The sequence below is a fragment of the Streptomyces sp. NBC_00038 genome (assembly GCF_026343635.1).
Taxonomy (GTDB): Bacteria; Actinomycetota; Actinomycetes; order Streptomycetales; family Streptomycetaceae; genus Streptomyces.
On the sequence record NZ_JAPELQ010000001.1, the window covers coordinates 2866058 to 2885858 of the forward strand.

Consider the following 19801-nt stretch of genomic DNA (forward strand, 5'->3'; position numbering starts at 1 on the left):
GTCACAGGCTGTCGAGGAAGCCGAGCGCCACCTTCCAGGTGGCCTCGGCGGCCTCCGCGTCGTAGTCGGGAAGATCGGGGTCGGTGTACAAGTGCCCCGCTCCGGCGTACCGGTAGACCTCCACATCGGCCCCGGCTCTCCGCATCTGCAGGTACCAGGAGCTCAGCCAGTCGTCCGTCTCGAACGCGTCGGGCTCGGCGACATGCAGCTGGACGGGCAGCTCGTCCACCGACGCGCTCGCCGCGATGTCCGAGGTGCCGTGCAGGAGCAGCAGTCCGCGGGCCTTCTCGTCGCCGAGCGCCAGGGTCTGCGCGACGGAGGCGCCGAGCGAGAATCCCGCGTACACCAGGCCGCGGTCGGAGTAGGGCGCGGCGGCCAGCACCGCGCGTCTGAGCAGCTCGTCCTTGCCGATCCCGTCGTTGAAGGCCATGCCCTCCTCCACGGTCTCGAAGGTGCGCCCCTCGAAGAGGTCGGGCGTCCACACCTCGTGGCCCGCCGCGCGCAGCCGGTCCGCCGCGGCGCGCACCGCGGGCCGGAGCCCGTAGGTCGAGTGAAAGAGCATGATGTTCATGGGCTCCATGGTGCCAGCCGGCACTGACAACGCCCTGCTCAAGGCCGTACGTCGGACCGGATCCCGCCCCGAACCCGGACCTGACCGGGAACTCATGTTCATGAGCCCCCTGAGCCGGTTACGGTCTCAGGCATGGAGAACGTGCTGCGCCCTCTGATCGTCCTCGGTGGCTCGGTCGTGCTCACGCTGCTCATCGGGTGGGCCGTCGACCTCCTGCTGCGACGGGCCGACGCCCGGCACAGCGAGACCGGGCTGTGGGGCCGGCTCCGCCGCGCCCGCGTCCCCTTCCAGTTCGTGCTGTGCGTGGCTCTGTTGAGAGGCTCGTACGACCAGGCCCAGATCGCCCGCGAGTACTCGGCCGACATCGGCCGGATCCTGACGCTGGTCCTCATCGGGTCCACCGCCTGGCTGATCGTGGGGATCGCGACGGCGATCGTCGAGACCTCGTACTCGCGCTTCGCGAACGCCCACCGCGACCCGGCGCGGGTCCGCCGGGTGCGGACGCAGGTGACGCTGATCCAGCGCGTGGTCTCGGCGGTCGTGGGCGTGGTGGCGGTCGCCGCGATGCTGCTCACGTTCCCGGCGATGCGCGCCGCCGGTGCCTCCCTGCTGGCCTCGGCGGGCATCCTCGGCATCGTCGCCGGTGTCGCCGCCCAGTCGACGCTCGCCAACATGTTCGCGGGGCTGCAGATCGCCTTCGGGGACATGGTGCGACTCGGTGACACCGTCGTGGTGGACGGCGAGTGGGGCACGGTCGACGAGATCACACTGACGTTCCTGACGGTCCGGACCTGGGACGAACGCCGGATCACGATGCCGGTCTCGTACTTCGTCTCCAAGCCCTTCGAGAACTGGTCGCGCGGCAGCGCCCAGATGACCGGCATCGTCTTCTTCCAGCTCGACCACTCCGCACCCGTGGACGCGATGCGCGAGCAGCTGCGGGACATCCTGCGCGAGTGCCCGGCCTGGGACGGCCGCGACTACGGACTGGCCGTCACGGACTCGACACCCAACACCATGGAGGTACGCGCCCTGGTCACCGCCAAGGACGCGGACGACATCTGGACGGTACGGGTCACGGTCCGCGAGCGGATGATCCGCTGGCTGACCGAGGAGCACCCCTACGCGCTCCCCCGCGTCAACACGGCGGACGCGGCGCTGCCACCGGGCCACACCAACGGCCAGGCCCCGCGCCCGGACCGCGGCCGGGCCCACGAACCGCCGCCGCGGACGGGCCCGGGGAGGGGCTGACGCGCAGGCGCGCGGGTACGCGGGTACGCGGGTACGCGGGTACGCGGGTACGCGGGTACGCGGGTACGCGGGTACGCGGCAGCAGCCGATCGTACGAACCCGCAGCCGCCAACGGCGAGAATCCCCCACGGGAGACGTGCACTTGTCATCGGGGCAGAAGCGGGCGGTGCGCGGGCGGGAGAGAACCCGCCCAGGCCCAGCGCCGCGTCACCGCAAGCTACGCACATCCAGATGCCGCAGCACCCGGTCCACGATCTCCGGATCCGCCCCCGGCTCACTCCGCGCGGACAACACCTCATGCCGAGCCGCGCTCATCATCTCCCCCTGAATCCGCCGGAATCTCTTGATCCGCCGGACCCGCTGCTCATGCCCCTCCCTGCGCTCCCCCTCCCCCGCCTCCGGACTGATCCGCAGCCCGATGTCGAGCGCCCGCCGCCGCAACTGCTCGGACACCTCGTCCGGCAGCTCCTCCACCGCCTCGATCTCCTTCAGCCTCCCCCGCGCGGCCTTGGCCGCGCGCACCGCGAGCTCTCTCTCGAAGGCCTTCTCGGCCTTGGTGTCGGCCTGCACTCCGAGCCTCTTGACGATCCAGGGCAGCGTCAGCCCCTGCAGTACCAGCGTCGCCATGATCACCCCGAACGCGATGAACACGATCTCGTCCCGGTCGGGAAACGCCGACCCGTCGTCCGTCTTGAGCGGAATCGCCAGCGCGAGGGCCACGGAGGCGACCCCGCGCATCCCCGCCCACCACATCACGACGGTCTCTCGCCACGAGATCGGAATGTCCTCGTCGTAGTCCCGTTTCGCATGCAGCCGCCGCGTCAGCCAGGTCGCCGGCAGCAGCCACGCCAGCCGTACGAACACGACGACGGCGACGATCGCCCCGGCCCACCCGAGCATCTCGCCCCACCGCCCGGACGCGGTCCTGATCGCGTTGTGCAGTTCGAGTCCGATCAGCCCGAACGCGACCCCGGTGACCAGTGTGTCCACCACGTCCCAGAACGACTGCCCGGCGAGCCGGATCAGGACGTCGTCGGCATCGGTGGCGTACTCGGCCAGGAAGAGCGCCGTGATGAGCACCGCGAGCACCCCGGACCCGTGCAACTCCTCGGCCAGCACATAGGAGGCGAACGGCACGAGCAGCGTCAGACCGATGTGCAGCGTGGCGTCGTCGAGCAGGCCCATCAGCTTGTTCGTGCCCCAGCCGAGCACGAGACCGACGACGAGCGCGATGACGGCGGACAGCACGAAGTCGAGGCCGGCCCGCCACGGCGAGAAGCTTCCGCTGACCACCGCGGCGATCGCGACGTGGTACAGCACGATGGCCGTCACGTCGTTGAAGAGCCCCTCCCCCTCCAGGGTCGACACCAGTCGGCGCGGCAGCCCGAGTTGACCGGCGACGGCGGTCGCCGCGACCGGGTCGGGCGGCGCCACGAGGGCACCGAGCGCCACTGCGGCGGCGATCGGCAACCCGGGCACGATCGCGCTCGCGACCATGGCCACCGCCGCGGTGGTGACGAACACCAGCGCCACGGCCAGCAGGAAGATCGGTCGTTTGTTGGCCGCGAACTGTCTCCATGACGTGCGCCGCACCGCGGCGTAGAGCAGCGGCGGCAGCAGCGCGGGCAGGATCAGGTCGGGCGGGATGTCCACGTTGGGCACGAAGTCCAGCACGGCGAGGACGATCCCGAGCAGCGTCATCAGCACCGGCGCGGGAAGCCCCAGCCGGTCTCCCAGCGGGACGCTCAGCACGGCCCCGAGCAACAGCGCGAACAACAGGGCCAACTGATCCACGGTCAACGCTCCGGCGAGGTCTGGGCGATCAAGGAAGATCCAGACCTCAAGCGTGCCACGCGCCTACGACAAAGCGGCGGCGACAGCTCGCGGCACCGCTCAGAGCGCTTTGCGCATCGCCCGGTGCGCGATGCCGGCGTCCTGGAACTCCGGGCCGTACGCCACGTATCCGAGCCGCTCGTAGAACCCCAGGGCATGCGTCTGCGCGTGCAGATCCACCGCGGCGAGTCCACGCTCGCGTGCAGCGTCCTCGATGCCGGTCACGATCGCGGCGCCGACGCCGAGCCCACGCGTCTCCCGCTTCACGGCGAGCCGCCCGAGCGAGCCGACGGTCAGGTCACCGTCGGTCTTCGCGGCGGCCTCCTCGCCGTACAGAAGGCGTCCGGTGCCCAGCGGCAACCCGTCCTCGCGGACGGCCAGCACATGCAGGGCCCCCTCGTCGTACGCGTCGTACTCGATGTCCTCGGGCACGCCCTGCTCGCCGACGAAGACCTCCTTGCGCACCGCGAAGCAGGCCTCGCGGTCGGCTGCCTCCTCGGCGACCCGCACCTCGTACGACACACTCACGCGTAGCTCTCCTCGCGGACCTTGTCGAGCGCCTTCTGGAGGTCCTCGGGGTAGCCGCTCTCGAACTCCACCCACTGCCCGTCACCGGGGTGCTCGAAGCCGAGCCGCACCGCGTGCAGCCACTGCCGGGTGAGCCCGAGCCGCTTGGAGAGCGTCGGGTCCGCCCCGTACGTCAGGTCGCCCACGCACGGGTGCCGGTGGGCCGACATGTGCACACGGATCTGATGCGTACGCCCCGTCTCCAGCTTGATGTCGAGGAGGCTGGCGGCACGGAACGCCTCGATGAGGTCGTAGTGCGTGACCGACGGCTTGCCCTCCGCCGTCACGGCCCACTTGTAGTCGTGGTTCGGGTGGCGCCCGATCGGAGCGTCGATCGTGCCGCTCATCGGGTCCGGGTGGCCCTGGACCAGCGAGTGGTAGCGCTTGTCGACGACGCGCTCCTTGAACTGCCGCTTCAGCGACGTGTACGCGCGCTCCGACTTGGCCACCACCATCAGGCCCGAGGTGCCGACGTCGAGCCGGTGCACGATGCCCTGGCGCTCGGCGGCACCGGAGGTCGAGATCCGGTAGCCCGCGGCGGCGAGGCCGCCGATGACGGTGGTCCCGGTCCAGCCGGGGCTCGGGTGCGCGGCGACGCCGACCGGCTTCACGATCACGACGATGTCGTCGTCGTCATGAATGATCTCCATGCCCTCGACGGGCTCGGCCACGATCTGCACCGGGGCGGGGGCCTGCGGCATCTCCACCTCGAGCCAGGCACCGCCGTGCACCCGCTCGGACTTCCCGACCACCGAGCCGTCGACCGTGACCTTCCCCGCCGCGGCGAGCTCGGCGGCCTTCGTGCGGGAGAAGCCGAACATACGGGAGATGGCGGCGTCGACACGCTCGCCCTCCAGACCGTCGGGCACGGGCAGGTTACGGATCTCGGGAATGGTGCTCACCCGTCGAGTATGCCGGACGGCTCCGACACCGCCCGACCACAGCCCGAACGTCAGTGCGCTCGGAGGCTCCGTACGCCGGCCCGGAGACTCAGTCCTTGTGGACGGTCCCGTCCGGGTCGAGCCCCCGGAAGGACAGCAGCACGATCAGGATGCCGCCGCACACGATCGCCGAGTCGGCCAGGTTGAAGACCGCGAAGTGCTTGGGCGCGATGAAGTCGACGACCGCACCCTCGAAGACTCCCGGCGAGCGGAAGATCCGGTCGGTCAGGTTCCCGAGCGCGCCGCCGAGCAGCAGGCCGAGCGCGATCGCCCAGGGCAGGCTGTACAGCTTGCGCGCCAGCCGCGCGATCACCACGATCACGGCCGCCGCGATCACCGTGAAGATGATGGTGAAGGCCTCACCGAGACCGAAGGCCGCGCCCGCGTTGCGGATCGCCTCGAACTTCAGCCAGTCCCCGATGATCTCGATCGAGTCGTGATGCTCCAGCTTCGCGACCACGATCATCTTGCTGACGAGGTCGAGGACGTACGCCAGGGCGGCGACCGCGAACAGGACGGCGATCCTGCGCTTGCCCCTGGGCCGCTCGTCCGGGGTCGCGGTCCCGTCCGCGCCGGACCCCTCGGCCGGGGCCGACCCGTCCGAGCCGGAGCCGTCGCCCGACGCCGCGTTCTCGTCGGACTGCTCCGGCCCGGATCCCGCCGCCCCTGGGATGTCCGGCGTACCGATGATGCGCTCCGCCTCTGCCACGTGAGTCCCTCAACCTAGGTTCCTGACTGAGGACGAGGGTACGACACGCCCCCTGGCGCCCACGTGCGCAGGAGCCCTCCCGCGCCGCTCAGTAGCGGCGTTCCTGCTTCTGCTTGCACTCGACGCACAGGGTGGCGCGCGGGAAGGCCTGCATCCGCGCCTTGCCGATGGGGTTGCCGCAGTTCTCGCAGAGTCCGTACGTGCCCGCGTCGAGGCGCTGCAGCGCCCGCTCGGTCTGCTCCAGCATCTCGCGCGCGTTGGCGTTGAGCGCCATCTCGGACTCGCGCGTGATGTTCTTGGTGCCGGTGTCCGCCTGGTCGTCGCCCGCGCCGTCGCCGGAGTCGCGCATCAGGCCCGCGAGCGCCTCCTCGGACGAGGTGATCTCGGAACTCAGCCGCAGCGCCTCGGACTGGAGCACCGCACGTGCCTCCGCGACCTCTTGGGGGGTCCAGGGGTCCTCGCCGGGGCGCACCGCGAGCTCGCCGGGCTCCACCACCGCGGAGACCCGCGCCTTGGGGACAGCGGTGGGCTTCTTCGCCGCCGTGGCCGTACCAGGAGTCTTCTTCGCAACCACCGTCGTGGCTCCCGTCGTCTTCGCGGCCTGGGCCGCGCCCTGGGCCGCGGAAGCGACCGCCGTCTTCGCCGTACTGCTGCTCTTCTTGGCGGCGCGCTTGGCACCGGCCCTCTTCGTAGTACCGCCCTTCGCCGCCCCGGTCTCCTCCGGAACGGCCTCCGCCACCGCGGCCTTCTTCCCGACGGTCTTCTTGGCCACCGCCTTCTTCGCAGGGGCCTTCTTTGCCGTGGACTTCTTGGCGGTGGCCTTCTTGGCCGCCGTTTTCGAAACCGCCGCCTTCGGAGTGGCCGTTTTCGAGGTGGCCGCCTCAGAGGTGGCGGCCTCAGAGGTGGCGGCCTCAGAGGTGGCGGCCTCAGAGGTGGCCGTCTTCTTGGTGGCCGCCCTGGACGCCTTGGCAGCCGTCCTGGACGCGTTCTTCACCGGCTTGGCGGCGGCACCGCCCTCCGCCGGTGTCCCCTGCGCGCTCTTCTTCCCACCCACATCCTTGGCCGCCGGACCCGTGGATCTGCCGGACGCCGACTGCTGTACGGCGGTCTTCTTCGCCACCATGGCCGCGGCCCCTTCACATATCGTGATCTTGCTCGCGAATCGTGCTGGGACGATAAATCGACTTCTGGCCCGCGGCAACGGGGCACACCAGCGATTCGTCCGCCCCGCGGGTCCCGCGCGACAAGCCTGCAAGCGTTGTGCCCAGCTCCCCGCCGGGTAATCCGCCGAGTCCGGTGTCCCAGGATCCGGACATCCACACCTCGCCATTCGGGTCACTTCGCAGGCCACCGGGGCACCCCGGGAAACCGGTCGGCCGCTGTCCTCGCGGCGCCGTACACTGGGCGCAGCGAGAAGCGTGGATGGGGACGAGTAGCGGCGTAAGCGGCCAAGAGCGACCCGGGGGCGGTGGAAGCCCGGGGGCGAGCGCGATGCGAAGATCACCCCGGAGCCGCCGGAAGAAAGCCTGGGCCCAGCGGCCAAGGCCGGTAGACCCGGTATCGCGACCCCAATGAGGGGGCTCACCGGCGCACACAGAGCACCGGAGAGCCAAGGAGGGTGGTACCGCGGGAGCGCGCCGCACACGGCGTCCGCAGCGGCTGCTAGGCAGCCGCACAGGCTCTCGTCCCTCCGACGGAAGGCAGAAAGTCCGTTGGAGGAAGTTCGCTGATGACAGCGCCGACGTACCGCCAGGTGCCCGCCCAGGTCGACCTGCCCGCCCTCGAGCACGCCGTGCTCGACTTCTGGGCCGAGCAGAAGATCTTCGCCAAGAGCCTTGAGCAGTCCGAGGGCCACCCCGAATGGGTGTTCTACGAGGGCCCGCCCACCGCGAACGGCATGCCGGGCGCCCACCACATCGAGGCGCGCGTCTTCAAGGACGTCTTCCCGCGCTTCCGCACCATGCGCGGCTACCACGTGGCCCGCAAGGCCGGCTGGGACTGCCACGGCCTCCCGGTCGAACTCACCGTGGAGAAGGAGCTCGGCTTCACCGGCAAGCAGGACATCGAGGCGTACGGCATCGCCGAGTTCAACGCCAAGTGCCGCGAGTCCGTGACCCGCCACACAGACGCCTTCGCCGAGCTCACCGACCGCATGGGCTACTGGGTCGACCTCGACGACGCCTACCGCACGATGGACCCCGAGTACGTCGAGTCCGTCTGGTGGTCGCTGAAGGAGATCTTCAACAAGGGTCTGCTGGTCCAGGACTACCGCGTCGCCCCGTGGTGCCCGCGCGACGAGACGGGTCTGTCGGACCACGAGCTGGCGCAGGGCTACGAGACGATCGTCGACCCGTCCGTGTACGTCCGTTTCCCGCTCACCTCCGGTCCGCTCGCCGGCCAGGCAGCACTCCTGGTGTGGACGACGACCCCGTGGACGCTGGTCTCCAACACCGCCGTCGCCGCGCACCCCGACGTCACCTACGTCGTCGCGACCAACGGCGAGGAGAAGCTCGTCGTCGCCGAACCGCTCGTCGAGAAGTCCCTCGGCGAGGGCTGGGAGACCACCGGCGAGACCTTCACCGGCGCCGAGATGGAGCGCTGGACCTATCAACGTCCGTTCGAGCTGGTGGAGTTCCCGGCGGACGTGGAAACCCACTACGTGGTCAACGCCGAGTACGTCACGACCGAGGACGGTACGGGTCTGGTCCACCAGTCCCCCGCCTTCGGTGAGGACGACCTCAAGGTCTGCCGCGCGTACGGCCTGCCCGTGGTGAACCCCGTCCGTCCGAACGGCACCTTCGCGGAGGACGTCCCCCTCGTAGGCGGTGTCTTCTTCAAGAAGGCGGACGAAAAGCTCACCGAGGACCTCCAGGAACGCGGACTGCTCTTCAAGCACATCCCGTACGAGCACAGCTACCCGCACTGCTGGCGCTGCCACACCGCGCTCCTCTACTACGCGCAGCCGTCCTGGTACATCCGCACCACGGCCATCAAGGACCGCCTCCTCCAGGAGAACGAGAAGACCAACTGGTTCCCGGAGTCGGTCAAGCACGGCCGCTACGGCGACTGGCTGAACAACAACATCGACTGGGCGCTGTCCCGCAGCCGCTACTGGGGCACTCCACTCCCGCTGTGGACCTGCGAGGAGGGCCACCTCACCTGCGTCGGCTCCCTCGCGGAGCTCTCCGAGCTGACGGGCACCGACCAGTCGAACCTGGACCCGCACCGCCCGTACATCGACAAGGTCACGTTCCCCTGCCCGCAGTGCGCGCAGACCGCGACCCGCGTCCCGGAGGTCATCGACGCCTGGTACGACTCGGGTTCGATGCCGTTCGCGCAGTGGGGATACCCGTACAAGAACAAGGAGCTCTTCGAGAGCCGCTACCCGGCGCAGTTCATCAGTGAGGCCATCGACCAGACCCGCGGCTGGTTCTACACCCTCATGGCGGTCGGCACGCTCGTCTTCGACAAGTCCTCGTACGAGAACGTGGTCTGCCTGGGCCACATCCTCGCCGAGGACGGCCGCAAGATGTCCAAGCACCTGGGCAACACCCTGCAGCCCATCCCGCTGATGGACCAGCACGGCGCCGACGCGGTCCGCTGGTTCATGGCGGCCGGCGGCTCCCCGTGGTCCGCGCGCCGCGTGGGCCACGGCACCATCCAGGAGGTCGTCCGCAAGACGCTCCTCACGTACTGGAACACGGTCGCCTTCCAGGCCCTGTACGCGCGCACGTCCAACTGGGCGCCCAGCGAGGCCGATCCGGCCCCGGCCGACCGCACGGTCCTCGACCGCTGGCTCCTGTCCGAACTCCACGCGCTCACCGACCAGGTGACGCAGGCTCTGGAGGCGTACGACACCCAGCGCGCCGGAAAGCTCCTGTCGGCGTTCGTCGACGACCTGTCCAACTGGTACGTACGCCGCTCCCGGCGCCGCTTCTGGCAGGGCGACAAGGCGGCGCTGCGCACCCTGCACGAGGTCGTCGAGACGGTCACGCGCCTGATGGCCCCGCTGACCCCGTTCATCACCGAGCGGGTCTGGCAGGACCTGGTGGTGCCGGTCACCCCGGGCGCCCCCGAGTCCGTACACCTCTCCTCCTGGCCGGAGGCGGACCTGTCCGTCATCGACCCGGAGCTGTCCAAGCAGATGGTGCTCGTACGCCGTCTCGTGGAGCTGGGCCGCGCCACCCGCGCGGAGTCGGGCGTCAAGACCCGCCAGCCGCTGTCCCGCGCGCTGGTCGCCGCGACGGGCTTCGAGACCCTGGACCGCGAGTTGCACGCACAGATCACCGAAGAGCTGAACGTCTCCTCCCTCGCCTCGCTCTCCGAGGTCGGCGGCTCCCTGGTCGACACGACCGCGAAGGCGAACTTCCGCGCCCTGGGCAAGCGCTTCGGCAAGGGCGTCCAGGCGGTGGCGAAGGCCGTCGCGGAAGCCGATGCCGCCGCCCTCTCCCTCGCCCTGCGCGCGGGCACGGCCTCGGTCGAGGTCGACGGCGAGACGGTGACCCTGGCCCCGGACGAGGTGATCATCACAGAGACCCCCCGCGAGGGCTGGTCGGTGGCATCCGACTCCGGCGCGACCGTCGCGCTCGACCTGGAGATCACCGACGAGCTGCGCCAGGCGGGCCTGGCCCGTGACGCGATCCGCCTGATCCAGGAGGCCCGCAAGAACAGCGGCCTCGACGTGGCCGACCGCATCGCACTCCGCTGGACCTCCACGAACCCGGCAGTCATCGCAGCCCTCACCGAACACACCCCCCTCATCGCCGACGAGGTCCTCGCCACAGATTTCGCCCAGTCCGAGGCGGACGACACCTACGGCCCCCCGTTCACGGACGAGCCCCTGTCCCTGACGTTCCGCCTGCGCAAGGCGTAACACCGAACGTCGGGCGGGCTGACCCGCCCGGCGTTCGAGGACGAGACGACGCCATCCCTATCCCCCACCCACCCGTGGGGGCCGCGGTTTCAGCCCGTCCGGCGTTTGAGGACGAGCGCGCAGCGCGACAGGGGGGTCTGGGGGCGCAGCCCCCAGGAACGGGACGGGAAGGGGCGGAGGGGGCGAACAACCCCCACCCCCGCCCCCACAACCCGCACAAGAAGGCCCGGGGCCACCAAGAATCTTGGTGGCCCCGGGCCTTCGGCGTTGCGTACCCCGCACAGCTGCCCGCAAGGAAGACGCGCAAAAGGGCGGGGCCCCCGAAACCGGGGGCCCCGCCCTGAACGCTGCCGACGCCTAAGGCGTACCGCAGGCCGTCAGTTGTCGTCCTCGTCGATGAGGAACCCACGCATCGGCGAGGGAGCCTGCTGCATCGGCGACGGCCCCTGCGGCCGCACCGGCGCCATCGGCTGCGTCATCGCCGGAGACATCTGCTGCTGCCCACCGTAGGAGGGGCCGGCCGGAGCCGGACCGCCACCCATCGGCCCACCGTAGGACGGCGCACTCGCACCGGCCGGAGCCATGGAGGGCGCGGAAGGCGACGGCAGCGACGCGGCAGCCGGAGTCCGCGGCGGAGCCAGCGAGTCATCGGCCTGGGTCTCCAGCTGACGCAGCTGGGACTCGAGGTAGGACTTCAGCCGGGTGCGGTACTCGCGCTCGAAGCCGCGCAGATCCTCGACCTTGCGCTCCAGCGTGGCACGGGCGGACTCCAGGGAGCCCATCGCGACGCGGTGCTTCTCCTGGGCGTCCCGCTCCAGCGCGTCGGCCTTGGCGCGCGCGTCGCGCTCCAGGCCCTCGGCACGGCTGCGGGCCTCGCCGACGATCTTGTTGGCCTCGGAGCGGGCCTCGGCGATCGCCTGGTCGGCGGTCTGCTGGGCCAGCGAGAGGACGCGGGCGGCGCTGTCGCCACCGGGACCCTGACCGGGCTGACCCATCTGCGGGCCGTGACCGCCCATGGGGCCACCCATGGGTCCGCCCATCGGGCCACCCATCTGCTGCTGCATCTGCGGCTGCATCTGGCCAGGGTGCTGCTGCATCTGCTGGCCGGGACCCTGCTGACCCATCGGGCCCTGGCCCATCGGCCCACCCATCGGACCCTGACCCATGGGGCCCTGGCCCTGCGGACCACCCTGGCCACTGGGACCGGCGGGCAGCTGCGGCGCACCGCTCGGCAGCTGGGGCGGGCCGCCCATGGGGCCGCCCATCTGCTGCTGCGGCGGGCCCGATATGCCGGCGGGCACGGGGGCACCCGGACCGCGCATACCCTGCGGCGGGCCCTGCTGCTGGTCCTGCTGCTCGGGGGGCTTGCGCATGCCCTGCTGCTGGTTCTGCGCAGCCGCGCGCGTGGCCGCCGCCAGTTTGGCGCGCAGGTCCTCGTTCTCGCGGAGCAAGCGAGTCAGTTCGGCTTCGACCTCATCGAGGAAGGCATCGACCTCGTCCTCGTCATAGCCTTCTCGGAGGCGGACGGTCGTGAACTGCTTGTTCCGCACGTCCTCGGGGGTCAACGGCATCTCTTCACCTCAACGTAGTCGTCGGCATTCGGCAAGACCGTATCGTTCACAGCCGGCTCACGACGGAGATCAGGATGTAGACGATGATCATCAGTACGAAGAAGGACAGGTCGAGCGCCACGCCCCCGAGACGCAGCGGCGGAATGAACCGCCGCAGAAGCTTGAGCGGTGGATCGGTGACAGTGTAGGTGGCCTCCAGAACGACCACCATCGCCTTGCCGGGCTGCCATGAGCGGGCGAACTGGAAGACGTAGTCCATGACCAACCGGAAGATCAGCACGATGAGGAAACACATCAGCGCGATGTAGAGAACCTGCCCGACCACGCTCATGATCCGTGCTTCCCTCTCCCCTGTTTCCGTACGTTTCCGTACCTTGACTCCGGTCCAGCGTCTCAGCTCTGGTTGAAGAACCCGCCCTCTGCGATACGAGCCTTGTCCTCCGCCGTGACATCGACGTTAGCAGGCGACAACAGGAACACCTTCTGCGTCACCCGCTCGATGCTGCCGTGGAGACCAAACACCAAACCGGCCGCAAAGTCGACAAGTCGCTTCGCATCTGTGTCATCCATCTCAGTCAGATTCATGATCACCGGGGTGCCCTCACGGAAGTGTTCCCCGATGGTACGGGCCTCGTTGTAGGTCCGGGGGTGCAATGTGGTGATCCGGTAAGGCTCTCGCTCGGACACGACCTTGGGCATGATCACCGGGGCGTTCTTCTCCATGCTTTGACGTTCTTGTGTGATGGACGCCACGGGGGCGATTCGCGCCGGACGCCCGGATTCCGCGGCCAGCGAAGCGGAATGCGGCACCGGATCGCGCTGCGCCGGAGGCTGCACCACTCGTACCGATTCGTCCCGTTGGGACTGATGCGCCTGGTGTGACTGATGCGACGGCTCATGCCGTCGACGGTCCCGCTCGGGCTCAGGGTCGAGCTCGGGCTCGAAGTCGTCATCGGGGTCGAATCCCCTGCCGTCGTACCCATCGTCCTCCACGAGGCCGAGGTAGACCGCCATCTTGCGCATCGCGCCGGCCATGCTCTGAGTCCTCCGCTCTGTGGTGGATCGGCTGACGAGTTGCCAAGTGCCCGCGATCCACGAGGTCGTTATGCCCGCCCATCGGCGGTAATGACCATATTTTCTGCTGTGGTCCGACTTCTTGGCGACGTTACCCGAGCCTGGGTCGGACTCCGAGTACCGCAGTACCGACGCGTACATGTGTCGCTCCGGCCGCCACGGCTTGTTCGAGGTCCGTACTCATCCCTGCGGACACCATGTTCGCAGCAGGATGCGTGCGGCGCATAGCAGTCGACAAATCCATCAGCCGCTCGAACGCCGCTTGTTGGCGTCCCGCGTAGATCCCGGTGAGCGGCGCGACGGTCATCAGCCCGTCGAGCCGGAGCCCCGGAGCGTTCGCGACGAGGTCGCCCAACTCTTCGATTCCACCGACTCCCACGCCTCCCCGCTCTCCCCGGCCGTCCTCCTCCGCGTCCAGCGCGACCTGGATGAGACACCCCACCTCGCGCTCCACCCGCACCGCCTCCTTCGACAGAGCCGTGACGAGCTTGGAACGATCGACGGACTGCACGAGATCCGCGTAACCGACCACGGAACGCACCTTGTTGGTCTGCAACTGACCGACGAAATGCCATGAAAGGGGCAGATCGGAACATTCCACCGCCTTGGGCGCCGCGTCCTGATCGCGGTTCTCGGCGACGTGCCGCACACCGAGTTCCGACAGGATCCGCACATCACTGGCGGGGTAGGTCTTGGTGACCACGATCAGGGTCACCTCTTCACGCTTGCGCCCGGCGGCCGCGCACGCCGCCGCGATGCGCTCTTCCACCTTCGCCAGATTTGCGGCGAGTTGAGCCTTACGGTCCGTCATGCCCATCAGTCCAGCCAGACATATCCCGCGAGCCGCCCCGTGGTGCGGTCGCGACGGTAGGAGAAGTGATCCCGCGATTCGAGCGTGCACACCGGCGACCGCTCCCGGTCGTGGACCCCGAGCCGTTCCAGCTGCGCGTGCACTCCGGCGACCACGTCGACCGCCGGTGTACCCCAGCTCGTCTCGCCGTACGCCGCGGGTTCGACGGCGGCGACTTCGGCGCGCATCGCTTCCGGCACTTCGTAGCAACGGCCGCAGACGGCGGGACCGGTGCGGGCGACGATGCGCGCGGGCTCCGCGCCGAGCGACTCCATGGCCTCGATGGCCTCGGGCACGATCCCGGCGACCATGCCGGGCCGCCCCGCGTGCGCGGCGGCGACCACTCCGGCGACCGGATCGGCGAGCAGGACCGGGACGCAGTCGGCGGTGAGCACGGCGAGGGCGAGGCCCCGGGTGGTGGTCACCAGACCGTCGACCGGCGGGGTGAGCCGCGTGGTCCACGGCCCGCCGACCTCGGCGACGTCGCTGCCGTGCACCTGGTTCATCCAGACCACCCTGGCCGGATCCAGTTCCAGTGACTTGGCGGCCAGTTCACGATTGGTGCGTACGGCGGCGGGGTCGTCGCCGACCGCTCCGCCGAGGTTGAGCTCCTCGTACGGAACGGCGCTCACCCCGCCCCACCTGTCGGTGAAGACGAAGTGCGCGCCGCTCACTGTGCTCGTTCCGGAGCGCTGTCCTATCACTTCAGGAAGTCCGGCACGTCCAGCTCCTCGGCCGCGCTGTCCGAGTACGAGCGGGACGGCGGGACCGGCGGGGAGACCGGAATCTCGTTCACCGGTTCCGGGGCGGGCGCCGACGTCTCCTTCGGCGTGACGCTGCCGAGGGAGCCGAAGGACGGACGGCTGTCGGAGGACCGCACCGGAGTGGGCTCCTCGCGCTTGGCCGAGGACGACCCCAGGACGGTGTCCCGCTTCGAGGGCGGCTGACCGCCGTCGAAGCCGGCGGCGATGACGGTGACCCGCACCTCGTCGCCGAGGGCGTCGTCGATGACCGCACCGAAGATGATGTTGGCCTCGGGGTGCGCTGCCTCGCTCACCAGCTGGGCGGCCTCGTTGATCTCGAAGAGACCGAGGTCGGAGCCGCCGGAGATGGAGAGCAGCACGCCACGGGCGCCGTCGATGGAGGCTTCCAGGAGCGGCGAGGAGATCGCCATCTCGGCCGCCGCCACCGCGCGGTCGTCGCCGCGCGCCGAGCCGATGCCCATGAGGGCCGAACCCGCCTCGGACATCACGGACTTGACGTCGGCGAAGTCGAGGTTGATCAGACCGGGCGTGGTGATGAGATCGGTGATGCCCTGAACACCCGACAACAGGACCTGGTCCGCCGACTTGAAGGCGTCGAGGACGGAGACCTGGCGGTCCGAGATGGACAGCAGCCGGTCGTTCGGGATGACGATGAGGGTGTCGACCTCTTCGCGGAGTTCGGCGATGCCGTCCTCCGCCTGGTTGGCCCGGCGCCGTCCCTCGAAGGTGAACGGGCGCGTGACCACGCCGATGGTGAGGGCGCCCAGCGAGCGGGCGATGTTGGCCACGACGGGTGCGCCGCCGGTGCCGGTGCCGCCGCCCTCGCCGGCCGTCACGAAGACCATGTCGGCCCCCTTGAGGACCTCCTCGATCTCCTCGCGGTGGTCCTCGGCCGCCTTGCGGCCGACGGCCGGGTTGGCTCCGGCGCCGAGTCCGCGGGTGAGTTCGCGGCCGACGTCGAGCTTGACGTCGGCGTCGCTCATCAACAGAGCTTGCGCGTCGGTGTTGATGGCGATGAACTCGACGCCCTTGAGACCGACCTCGATCATCCGGTTGATGGCATTGACACCACCGCCGCCGACACCGATGACTTTGATGACTGCGAGGTAGTTCTGCGGTGCTGCCACGTCGAAGGCCTCTCGCCTCGAGTTACGTGTCGTCGCCTCGCACGCTCGCGATCCGACGACTGATGCCGAATGGGACGGTCCGAACGCCGACCCGAACCCTAACGTTGAAGTTTAGGGTTACCAGTGTGTCTGTTCCTTGGACTCTTCCGAACAGGACACTAAGTCGACAAGTGGCGCACGTTCAACGAACACGCCGAACCTCCCGTTTTTCTTTTCACCCTATGTGATCAGCCGTAGCAGTGCCCAACCAGGGTGCTGGCCTGCGCAGATGTGCGTCAACTCCCCGATGACGCAGGGGCGGTGGGAACACTTACGTCGAAGTGCCGCGCCCCGGGAGCGGCTTTCATGAGAGCGGTGAGCGTACGCGCCTTCGCGGCGCCCTTCTCGCCACTCCCCCACTCGACGGTGCGGCCGCCCTTCAACTCCAGTGAGATGGAGTCGTAGGAACGGACCTTGACGACCTGGGTGTCGCGGGCGACGGCGGCCGGAATGTCACCGGCGACCGTCACGGCCTCGCGCACCAGCCGGTCGGTCCCGAAGCGGCGCAGGCCTGCCGACTGAGACACTGTCAATTCCAGCAGGGGCACGCTCTTCGGAGCATCCGAAACCGTCGCGAATCGCACGCCCTTGGCGTCCACTTCGACGAACTTTCCGCCCTTTTCTTCAATCAGGACCGGGGTGCGCTCGGTCACTTTCAGTCCGATTCCATGCGGCCAGGATCGGACGACATCAACCGAGTCAATTCGGGGCAATTTCCGGCGCAGCCGTTCCTCAATGGCCTCGGTGTCGACGGAAATCAGCGGGGATCCGACCGGAACACCGGCGGCTTCTCGCACTTGCTGATCCGTCAGCACCCGCATCCCGGAGGCCGAAACACGCTCCACGCGCAGCCAACTCGAGCCGTAGAGGACCCACACGGAGGCGGCGCCGAGCAACACCGCGGCGATCATAAGGATGATGAGCGTACGAGGCCTGGGCAACCGCCCGATACGCGGCGGCCGGGGCGGGCCGGACTCCAGCTTCTGCCGTTCACCGCGCTCGGCGGTCGTCGGTCCGGCCACGCTCCCTGCCTTCCCTCATACGTTCCTAGCGGTGGCGTGAGGCGATCGCCTCGTACACCATGCCGACGAGCAGGTCGTCGGCATCCCTGCGGCCGAACTCGCTGGCGGCGCGGGACATCTCGTACAGCCGGTGCGGGTCGCCGAGCACGGGCAGGACGTTGCCCTGGATCCACTCGGGCGTCAGTTCCGCGTCGTCGACAAGGAGTCCGCCGCCGGCCTTGACCACCGGCTGGGCGTTCAGCCGCTGTTCGCCGTTGCCGATGGGCAGCGGGACGTAGGCGGCGGGGAGCCCGACGGCGGAGAGTTCGGCGACGGTCATCGCGCCCGCGCGGCAGAGCATCATGTCGGCCGCGGCGTACGCGAGGTCCATCCGGTCCACATACGGTACCGGGATGTAAGGGGGCATTCCCGGCATCTGGTGGACCTGCGGCAGTTCGTTCTTCGGGCCGACCGCGTGCAGGATCTGGATACCGGCCTGCTGGAGGTAGGGAGCGACCCGCTCGACGACCTCGTTGAGGTGGCGGGCGCCCTGGGAGCCGCCCGAGACGAGCAGGGTCGGCAGCGCGGGGTCGAGGCCGAACGCGGCGCGGGCCTCGGGGCGTACGGCGGCCCGGTCGAGGGTGGCGATGGAGCGGCGCAGCGGGATGCCGATGTAGCGGGCGCCGCGGAGCTTGCTGTCGGGCGTCGAGACGGCGACCTGGGCCGCGTACCGCGAACCGATCTTGTTGGCCAGGCCTGGCCGGGCGTTGGCCTCGTGGATGACGATCGGCACACCGAGGCGCTTGGCCGCGAGGTAGCCGGGCAGCGCGACATAGCCGCCGAAGCCGACGACCGCGTCCGCCTTGGTGCGCTCCAGGATCTGCTCGGCCGCCTTGATGGTGCCGCGCAGCCGCCCGGGGACGGTGATCAGCTCGGGGGTGGGCTTGCGCGGCAGCGGGACGGCGGGAATCAGCGCGAGATCGTAGCCCCGCTCGGGTACGAGTCGGGTCTCAAGGCCGCGCTCCGTGCCCAGAGCCGTGATCCCCACGGTCGGGTCCTGCCTGCGCAGGGCATCCGCGAGGGCCAGCGCGGGCTCGATGTGGCCGGCGGTCCCCCCGCCGGCGAGTACGACATGCACCGAAATTCACCGCTCTCCGGACGAACGCGCCGCCGAGGCACGCCGTCGCATTGTGTTCCATCTCCGAGGCCCCGCGGCCCCCGCGGAGCCTCTCACCGCAGCCCGCTTTCTGCCAAAGCGAGGCTGCCGCATCGCGAGCGCCGCCCGCGCGGCGGGGTCCTCGCGCGCGAAGGCGATCAGCAACCCGATGGCGAACATGGTCGGCAGCAGGGCGGAACCCCCGTAGGAGAACAGCGGGAGCGGGACACCGGCGATCGGCAGCAGACCGAGCACCGCACCGACGTTGATCACGGCCTGCGCCGTGATCCAGGTGGTCACGCCTCCCGCGGCATACCTCACGAAGGGGTCCTCCGTGCGTCCGGCCACGCGGATACCCGCATAGCCTAGAGCCGCGAAGAGGGCGAGCACCGACAGCGTCCCCGCCAGGCCCAGTTCCTCCCCGGTGACGGCGAAGATGAAGTCCGTGTGCGCTTCGGGCAGTTGGCCCCATTTTTCCACACTGGCGCCGAGCCCCGACCCGAAGAGCCCGCCGGAGGCGAGGGCGTAGATACCATGCACGGCCTGCCAGCACTGGTCGTTGGGGCCGGGGTCGGTGGCACCGATGCAGGCGAGGCGGCCCATCCGGTTCGGGCTGGTCTTGATGAGGATGAAACCGAGCGTCAAGGCGATGGACAGCACACCCGCGAAGAGCCGGGTGGGCGCTCCGGACAGCCACAGCAGCCCGAAGAGGATGGCCGTGAGGATGATCGCCGTGCCCATGTCGCCGCCGAGCATGATCAGCCCGAGCAGCATGAAGGCCACCGGAACCAGCGGCACCAGCATGTGCTTCCACTGCGTCAGCAGCCGCTTGTCCTGTTTGCGGGCGAGCAGGTCGGCGCCCCACAGCACGAGCGCGAGCTTGCCGAACTCGCTGGGCTGCAGCTGGAAGGGGCCGCCGACGGAGATCCAGTTCTGGTTGCCGTTGACCGCCACTCCTATCCCCGGCACCTGCACCAGGATCATCAGGAAGACGGAGCCCGCCAGCATCGGATACGCCAGCGCCCGGTGCAGCCGCACCGGCATCCGCGAGGCGACGAAGAGCAGCACGCCACCGATACAGGCCGCCAGGAACTGCTTCCGGAAGAAGTAGGACCCCGGCAGCGACAGCTGGAGCGCCGTGATCTGCGAGGCCGAGTAGACCATCACAAGGCCGAGCACGGTGATCAGCAGACTGCCGCCGAGGATCAGGTAGTACGCGGTCAGCGGCCGGTCCCAGGCTTTGCGGGCGCGTACGTAGAGGGTGCGTACGGGGTTGTCGCGCGGGGGCCGGGCGGCGGCGGGCCGCTTCGAGGCCCGCTGGACAGGGGGGCGGCCGGTACGACTGCCGGGCATCAGCGGCTCCTGTCGCCGCGGGGCGGGACAGGCTGGCACAGCGCCGTGCCACCGGCGGAAAGCCGCCGGCGAAGCACCGACCACGATGGCGTCACGCGTCGCTCCCAAGGATCCCGGGCGC

General features: G+C 69.5%; 17 protein-coding genes. 2 read left to right on the forward strand and 15 right to left on the reverse strand.

Annotation, left to right across the window (positions count from 1 at the left end; all coding sequences use genetic code 11):
* Position 1: 1 nt before the first annotated feature.
* A complete protein-coding gene (locus OG219_RS13185) occupies positions 2 to 571 on the reverse strand; it encodes a dienelactone hydrolase family protein (RefSeq protein WP_266826118.1) in 570 nt (189 codons plus the stop codon).
* 132 nt (positions 572 to 703) lie between these two features.
* Between OG219_RS13185 and OG219_RS13190 the strand changes: the two genes are divergently transcribed.
* Entirely contained in the window at positions 704 to 1822 is a 1119-nt protein-coding gene (locus OG219_RS13190; protein ID WP_266826120.1) for a mechanosensitive ion channel family protein, read from the forward strand.
* A 207-nt stretch (positions 1823 to 2029) separates the two neighbouring features.
* Here OG219_RS13190 and OG219_RS13195 read toward each other — a convergent pair whose 3' ends face one another.
* From OG219_RS13195 to OG219_RS13215, 5 genes are all read right to left on the reverse strand, one after another.
* A complete protein-coding gene (locus OG219_RS13195) occupies positions 2030 to 3616 on the reverse strand; it encodes a Na+/H+ antiporter (RefSeq protein ID WP_266826122.1) in 1587 nt (528 codons plus the stop codon).
* 99 nt (positions 3617 to 3715) lie between these two features.
* Positions 3716 to 4183, reverse strand: coding sequence for a GNAT family N-acetyltransferase (locus OG219_RS13200; protein WP_266826124.1), 468 nt, complete (start codon positions 4181 to 4183; stop codon positions 3716 to 3718).
* A complete protein-coding gene (locus tag OG219_RS13205; protein ID WP_266465290.1) occupies positions 4180 to 5124 on the reverse strand; it encodes an RluA family pseudouridine synthase in 945 nt (314 codons plus the stop codon). Before OG219_RS13205 ends, OG219_RS13200 begins: the two co-directional genes overlap by 4 nt.
* A gap of 88 nt (positions 5125 to 5212) precedes the next feature.
* The gene (gene lspA / locus OG219_RS13210; RefSeq protein ID WP_266826127.1) at positions 5213 to 5872 is read right to left on the reverse strand and encodes a signal peptidase II; all 660 of its coding nucleotides are present in this window, start codon (positions 5870 to 5872) and stop codon (positions 5213 to 5215) included.
* An 88-nt stretch (positions 5873 to 5960) separates the two neighbouring features.
* Positions 5961 to 6995, reverse strand: coding sequence for a TraR/DksA C4-type zinc finger protein (locus tag OG219_RS13215; RefSeq protein ID WP_266826129.1), 1035 nt, complete (start codon positions 6993 to 6995; stop codon positions 5961 to 5963).
* Between the two features lie 606 nt (positions 6996 to 7601).
* On the opposite strand from OG219_RS13215, the gene ileS reads away from it, so the two are divergent.
* Positions 7602 to 10745 (forward strand): isoleucine--tRNA ligase, encoded by a 3144-nt coding sequence (gene ileS, locus OG219_RS13220; RefSeq protein ID WP_266826131.1) that lies wholly within the window; start codon positions 7602 to 7604, stop codon positions 10743 to 10745.
* Positions 10746 to 11122: 377 nt separating this feature from the next.
* On the opposite strand, the gene OG219_RS13225 is transcribed toward ileS, so the two are convergent.
* The 9 genes from OG219_RS13225 to ftsW all read right to left on the reverse strand — a co-directional run bounded on the left by OG219_RS13225 (position 11123) and on the right by ftsW (position 19680).
* Positions 11123 to 12316 (reverse strand): DivIVA domain-containing protein, encoded by a 1194-nt coding sequence (locus tag OG219_RS13225; protein ID WP_266826133.1) that lies wholly within the window; start codon positions 12314 to 12316, stop codon positions 11123 to 11125.
* Positions 12317 to 12362: 46 nt separating this feature from the next.
* Positions 12363 to 12647, reverse strand: a complete 285-nt coding sequence (locus tag OG219_RS13230) for a YggT family protein (RefSeq protein WP_028803186.1) — start codon at positions 12645 to 12647, stop codon at positions 12363 to 12365.
* A gap of 62 nt (positions 12648 to 12709) precedes the next feature.
* Positions 12710 to 13351: a cell division protein SepF gene (locus OG219_RS13235; RefSeq protein WP_266826135.1), complete on the reverse strand. Its 642-nt coding sequence runs from the start codon at positions 13349 to 13351 to the stop codon at positions 12710 to 12712.
* 130 nt (positions 13352 to 13481) lie between these two features.
* Entirely contained in the window at positions 13482 to 14207 is a 726-nt protein-coding gene (locus OG219_RS13240; RefSeq protein ID WP_266826137.1) for a YggS family pyridoxal phosphate-dependent enzyme, read from the reverse strand.
* The gene (gene pgeF, locus OG219_RS13245; RefSeq protein WP_266826139.1) at positions 14207 to 14944 is read right to left on the reverse strand and encodes a peptidoglycan editing factor PgeF; all 738 of its coding nucleotides are present in this window, start codon (positions 14942 to 14944) and stop codon (positions 14207 to 14209) included. Before pgeF ends, OG219_RS13240 begins: the two co-directional genes overlap by 1 nt.
* The gene (gene ftsZ, locus OG219_RS13250) at positions 14941 to 16131 is read right to left on the reverse strand and encodes a cell division protein FtsZ (RefSeq protein ID WP_266465270.1); all 1191 of its coding nucleotides are present in this window, start codon (positions 16129 to 16131) and stop codon (positions 14941 to 14943) included. The genes pgeF and ftsZ overlap by 4 nt, the downstream gene beginning before the upstream one ends.
* A gap of 275 nt (positions 16132 to 16406) precedes the next feature.
* A complete protein-coding gene (locus tag OG219_RS13255) occupies positions 16407 to 17192 on the reverse strand; it encodes a cell division protein FtsQ/DivIB (protein WP_266826141.1) in 786 nt (261 codons plus the stop codon).
* 25 nt (positions 17193 to 17217) lie between these two features.
* The gene (gene murG, locus OG219_RS13260; RefSeq protein ID WP_266826143.1) at positions 17218 to 18309 is read right to left on the reverse strand and encodes an undecaprenyldiphospho-muramoylpentapeptide beta-N-acetylglucosaminyltransferase; all 1092 of its coding nucleotides are present in this window, start codon (positions 18307 to 18309) and stop codon (positions 17218 to 17220) included.
* Between the two features lie 6 nt (positions 18310 to 18315).
* Positions 18316 to 19680 (reverse strand): putative lipid II flippase FtsW, encoded by a 1365-nt coding sequence (gene ftsW / locus OG219_RS13265; RefSeq protein ID WP_266826145.1) that lies wholly within the window; start codon positions 19678 to 19680, stop codon positions 18316 to 18318.
* Positions 19681 to 19801 lie beyond the last annotated feature (121 nt).

Coding starts and splice junctions, on each gene's coding strand:
- OG219_RS13185 (WP_266826118.1), bottom strand. CDS start 571: ATGAACATCATGCTCTTTCACTCGACCTACGGGCTCCGGCCCGCGGTG.
- OG219_RS13190 (WP_266826120.1), top strand. CDS start 704: ATGGAGAACGTGCTGCGCCCTCTGATCGTCCTCGGTGGCTCGGTCGTG.
- OG219_RS13215 (WP_266826129.1), bottom strand. CDS start 6,995: ATGGTGGCGAAGAAGACCGCCGTACAGCAGTCGGCGTCCGGCAGATCC.
- ileS (WP_266826131.1), top strand. CDS start 7,602: ATGACAGCGCCGACGTACCGCCAGGTGCCCGCCCAGGTCGACCTGCCC.
- OG219_RS13225 (WP_266826133.1), bottom strand. CDS start 12,316: ATGCCGTTGACCCCCGAGGACGTGCGGAACAAGCAGTTCACGACCGTC.
- OG219_RS13230 (WP_028803186.1), bottom strand. CDS start 12,647: ATGAGCGTGGTCGGGCAGGTTCTCTACATCGCGCTGATGTGTTTCCTC.
- OG219_RS13235 (WP_266826135.1), bottom strand. CDS start 13,351: ATGGCCGGCGCGATGCGCAAGATGGCGGTCTACCTCGGCCTCGTGGAG.
- OG219_RS13240 (WP_266826137.1), bottom strand. CDS start 14,207: ATGGGCATGACGGACCGTAAGGCTCAACTCGCCGCAAATCTGGCGAAG.
- ftsW (WP_266826145.1), bottom strand. CDS start 19,680: ATGCCCGGCAGTCGTACCGGCCGCCCCCCTGTCCAGCGGGCCTCGAAG.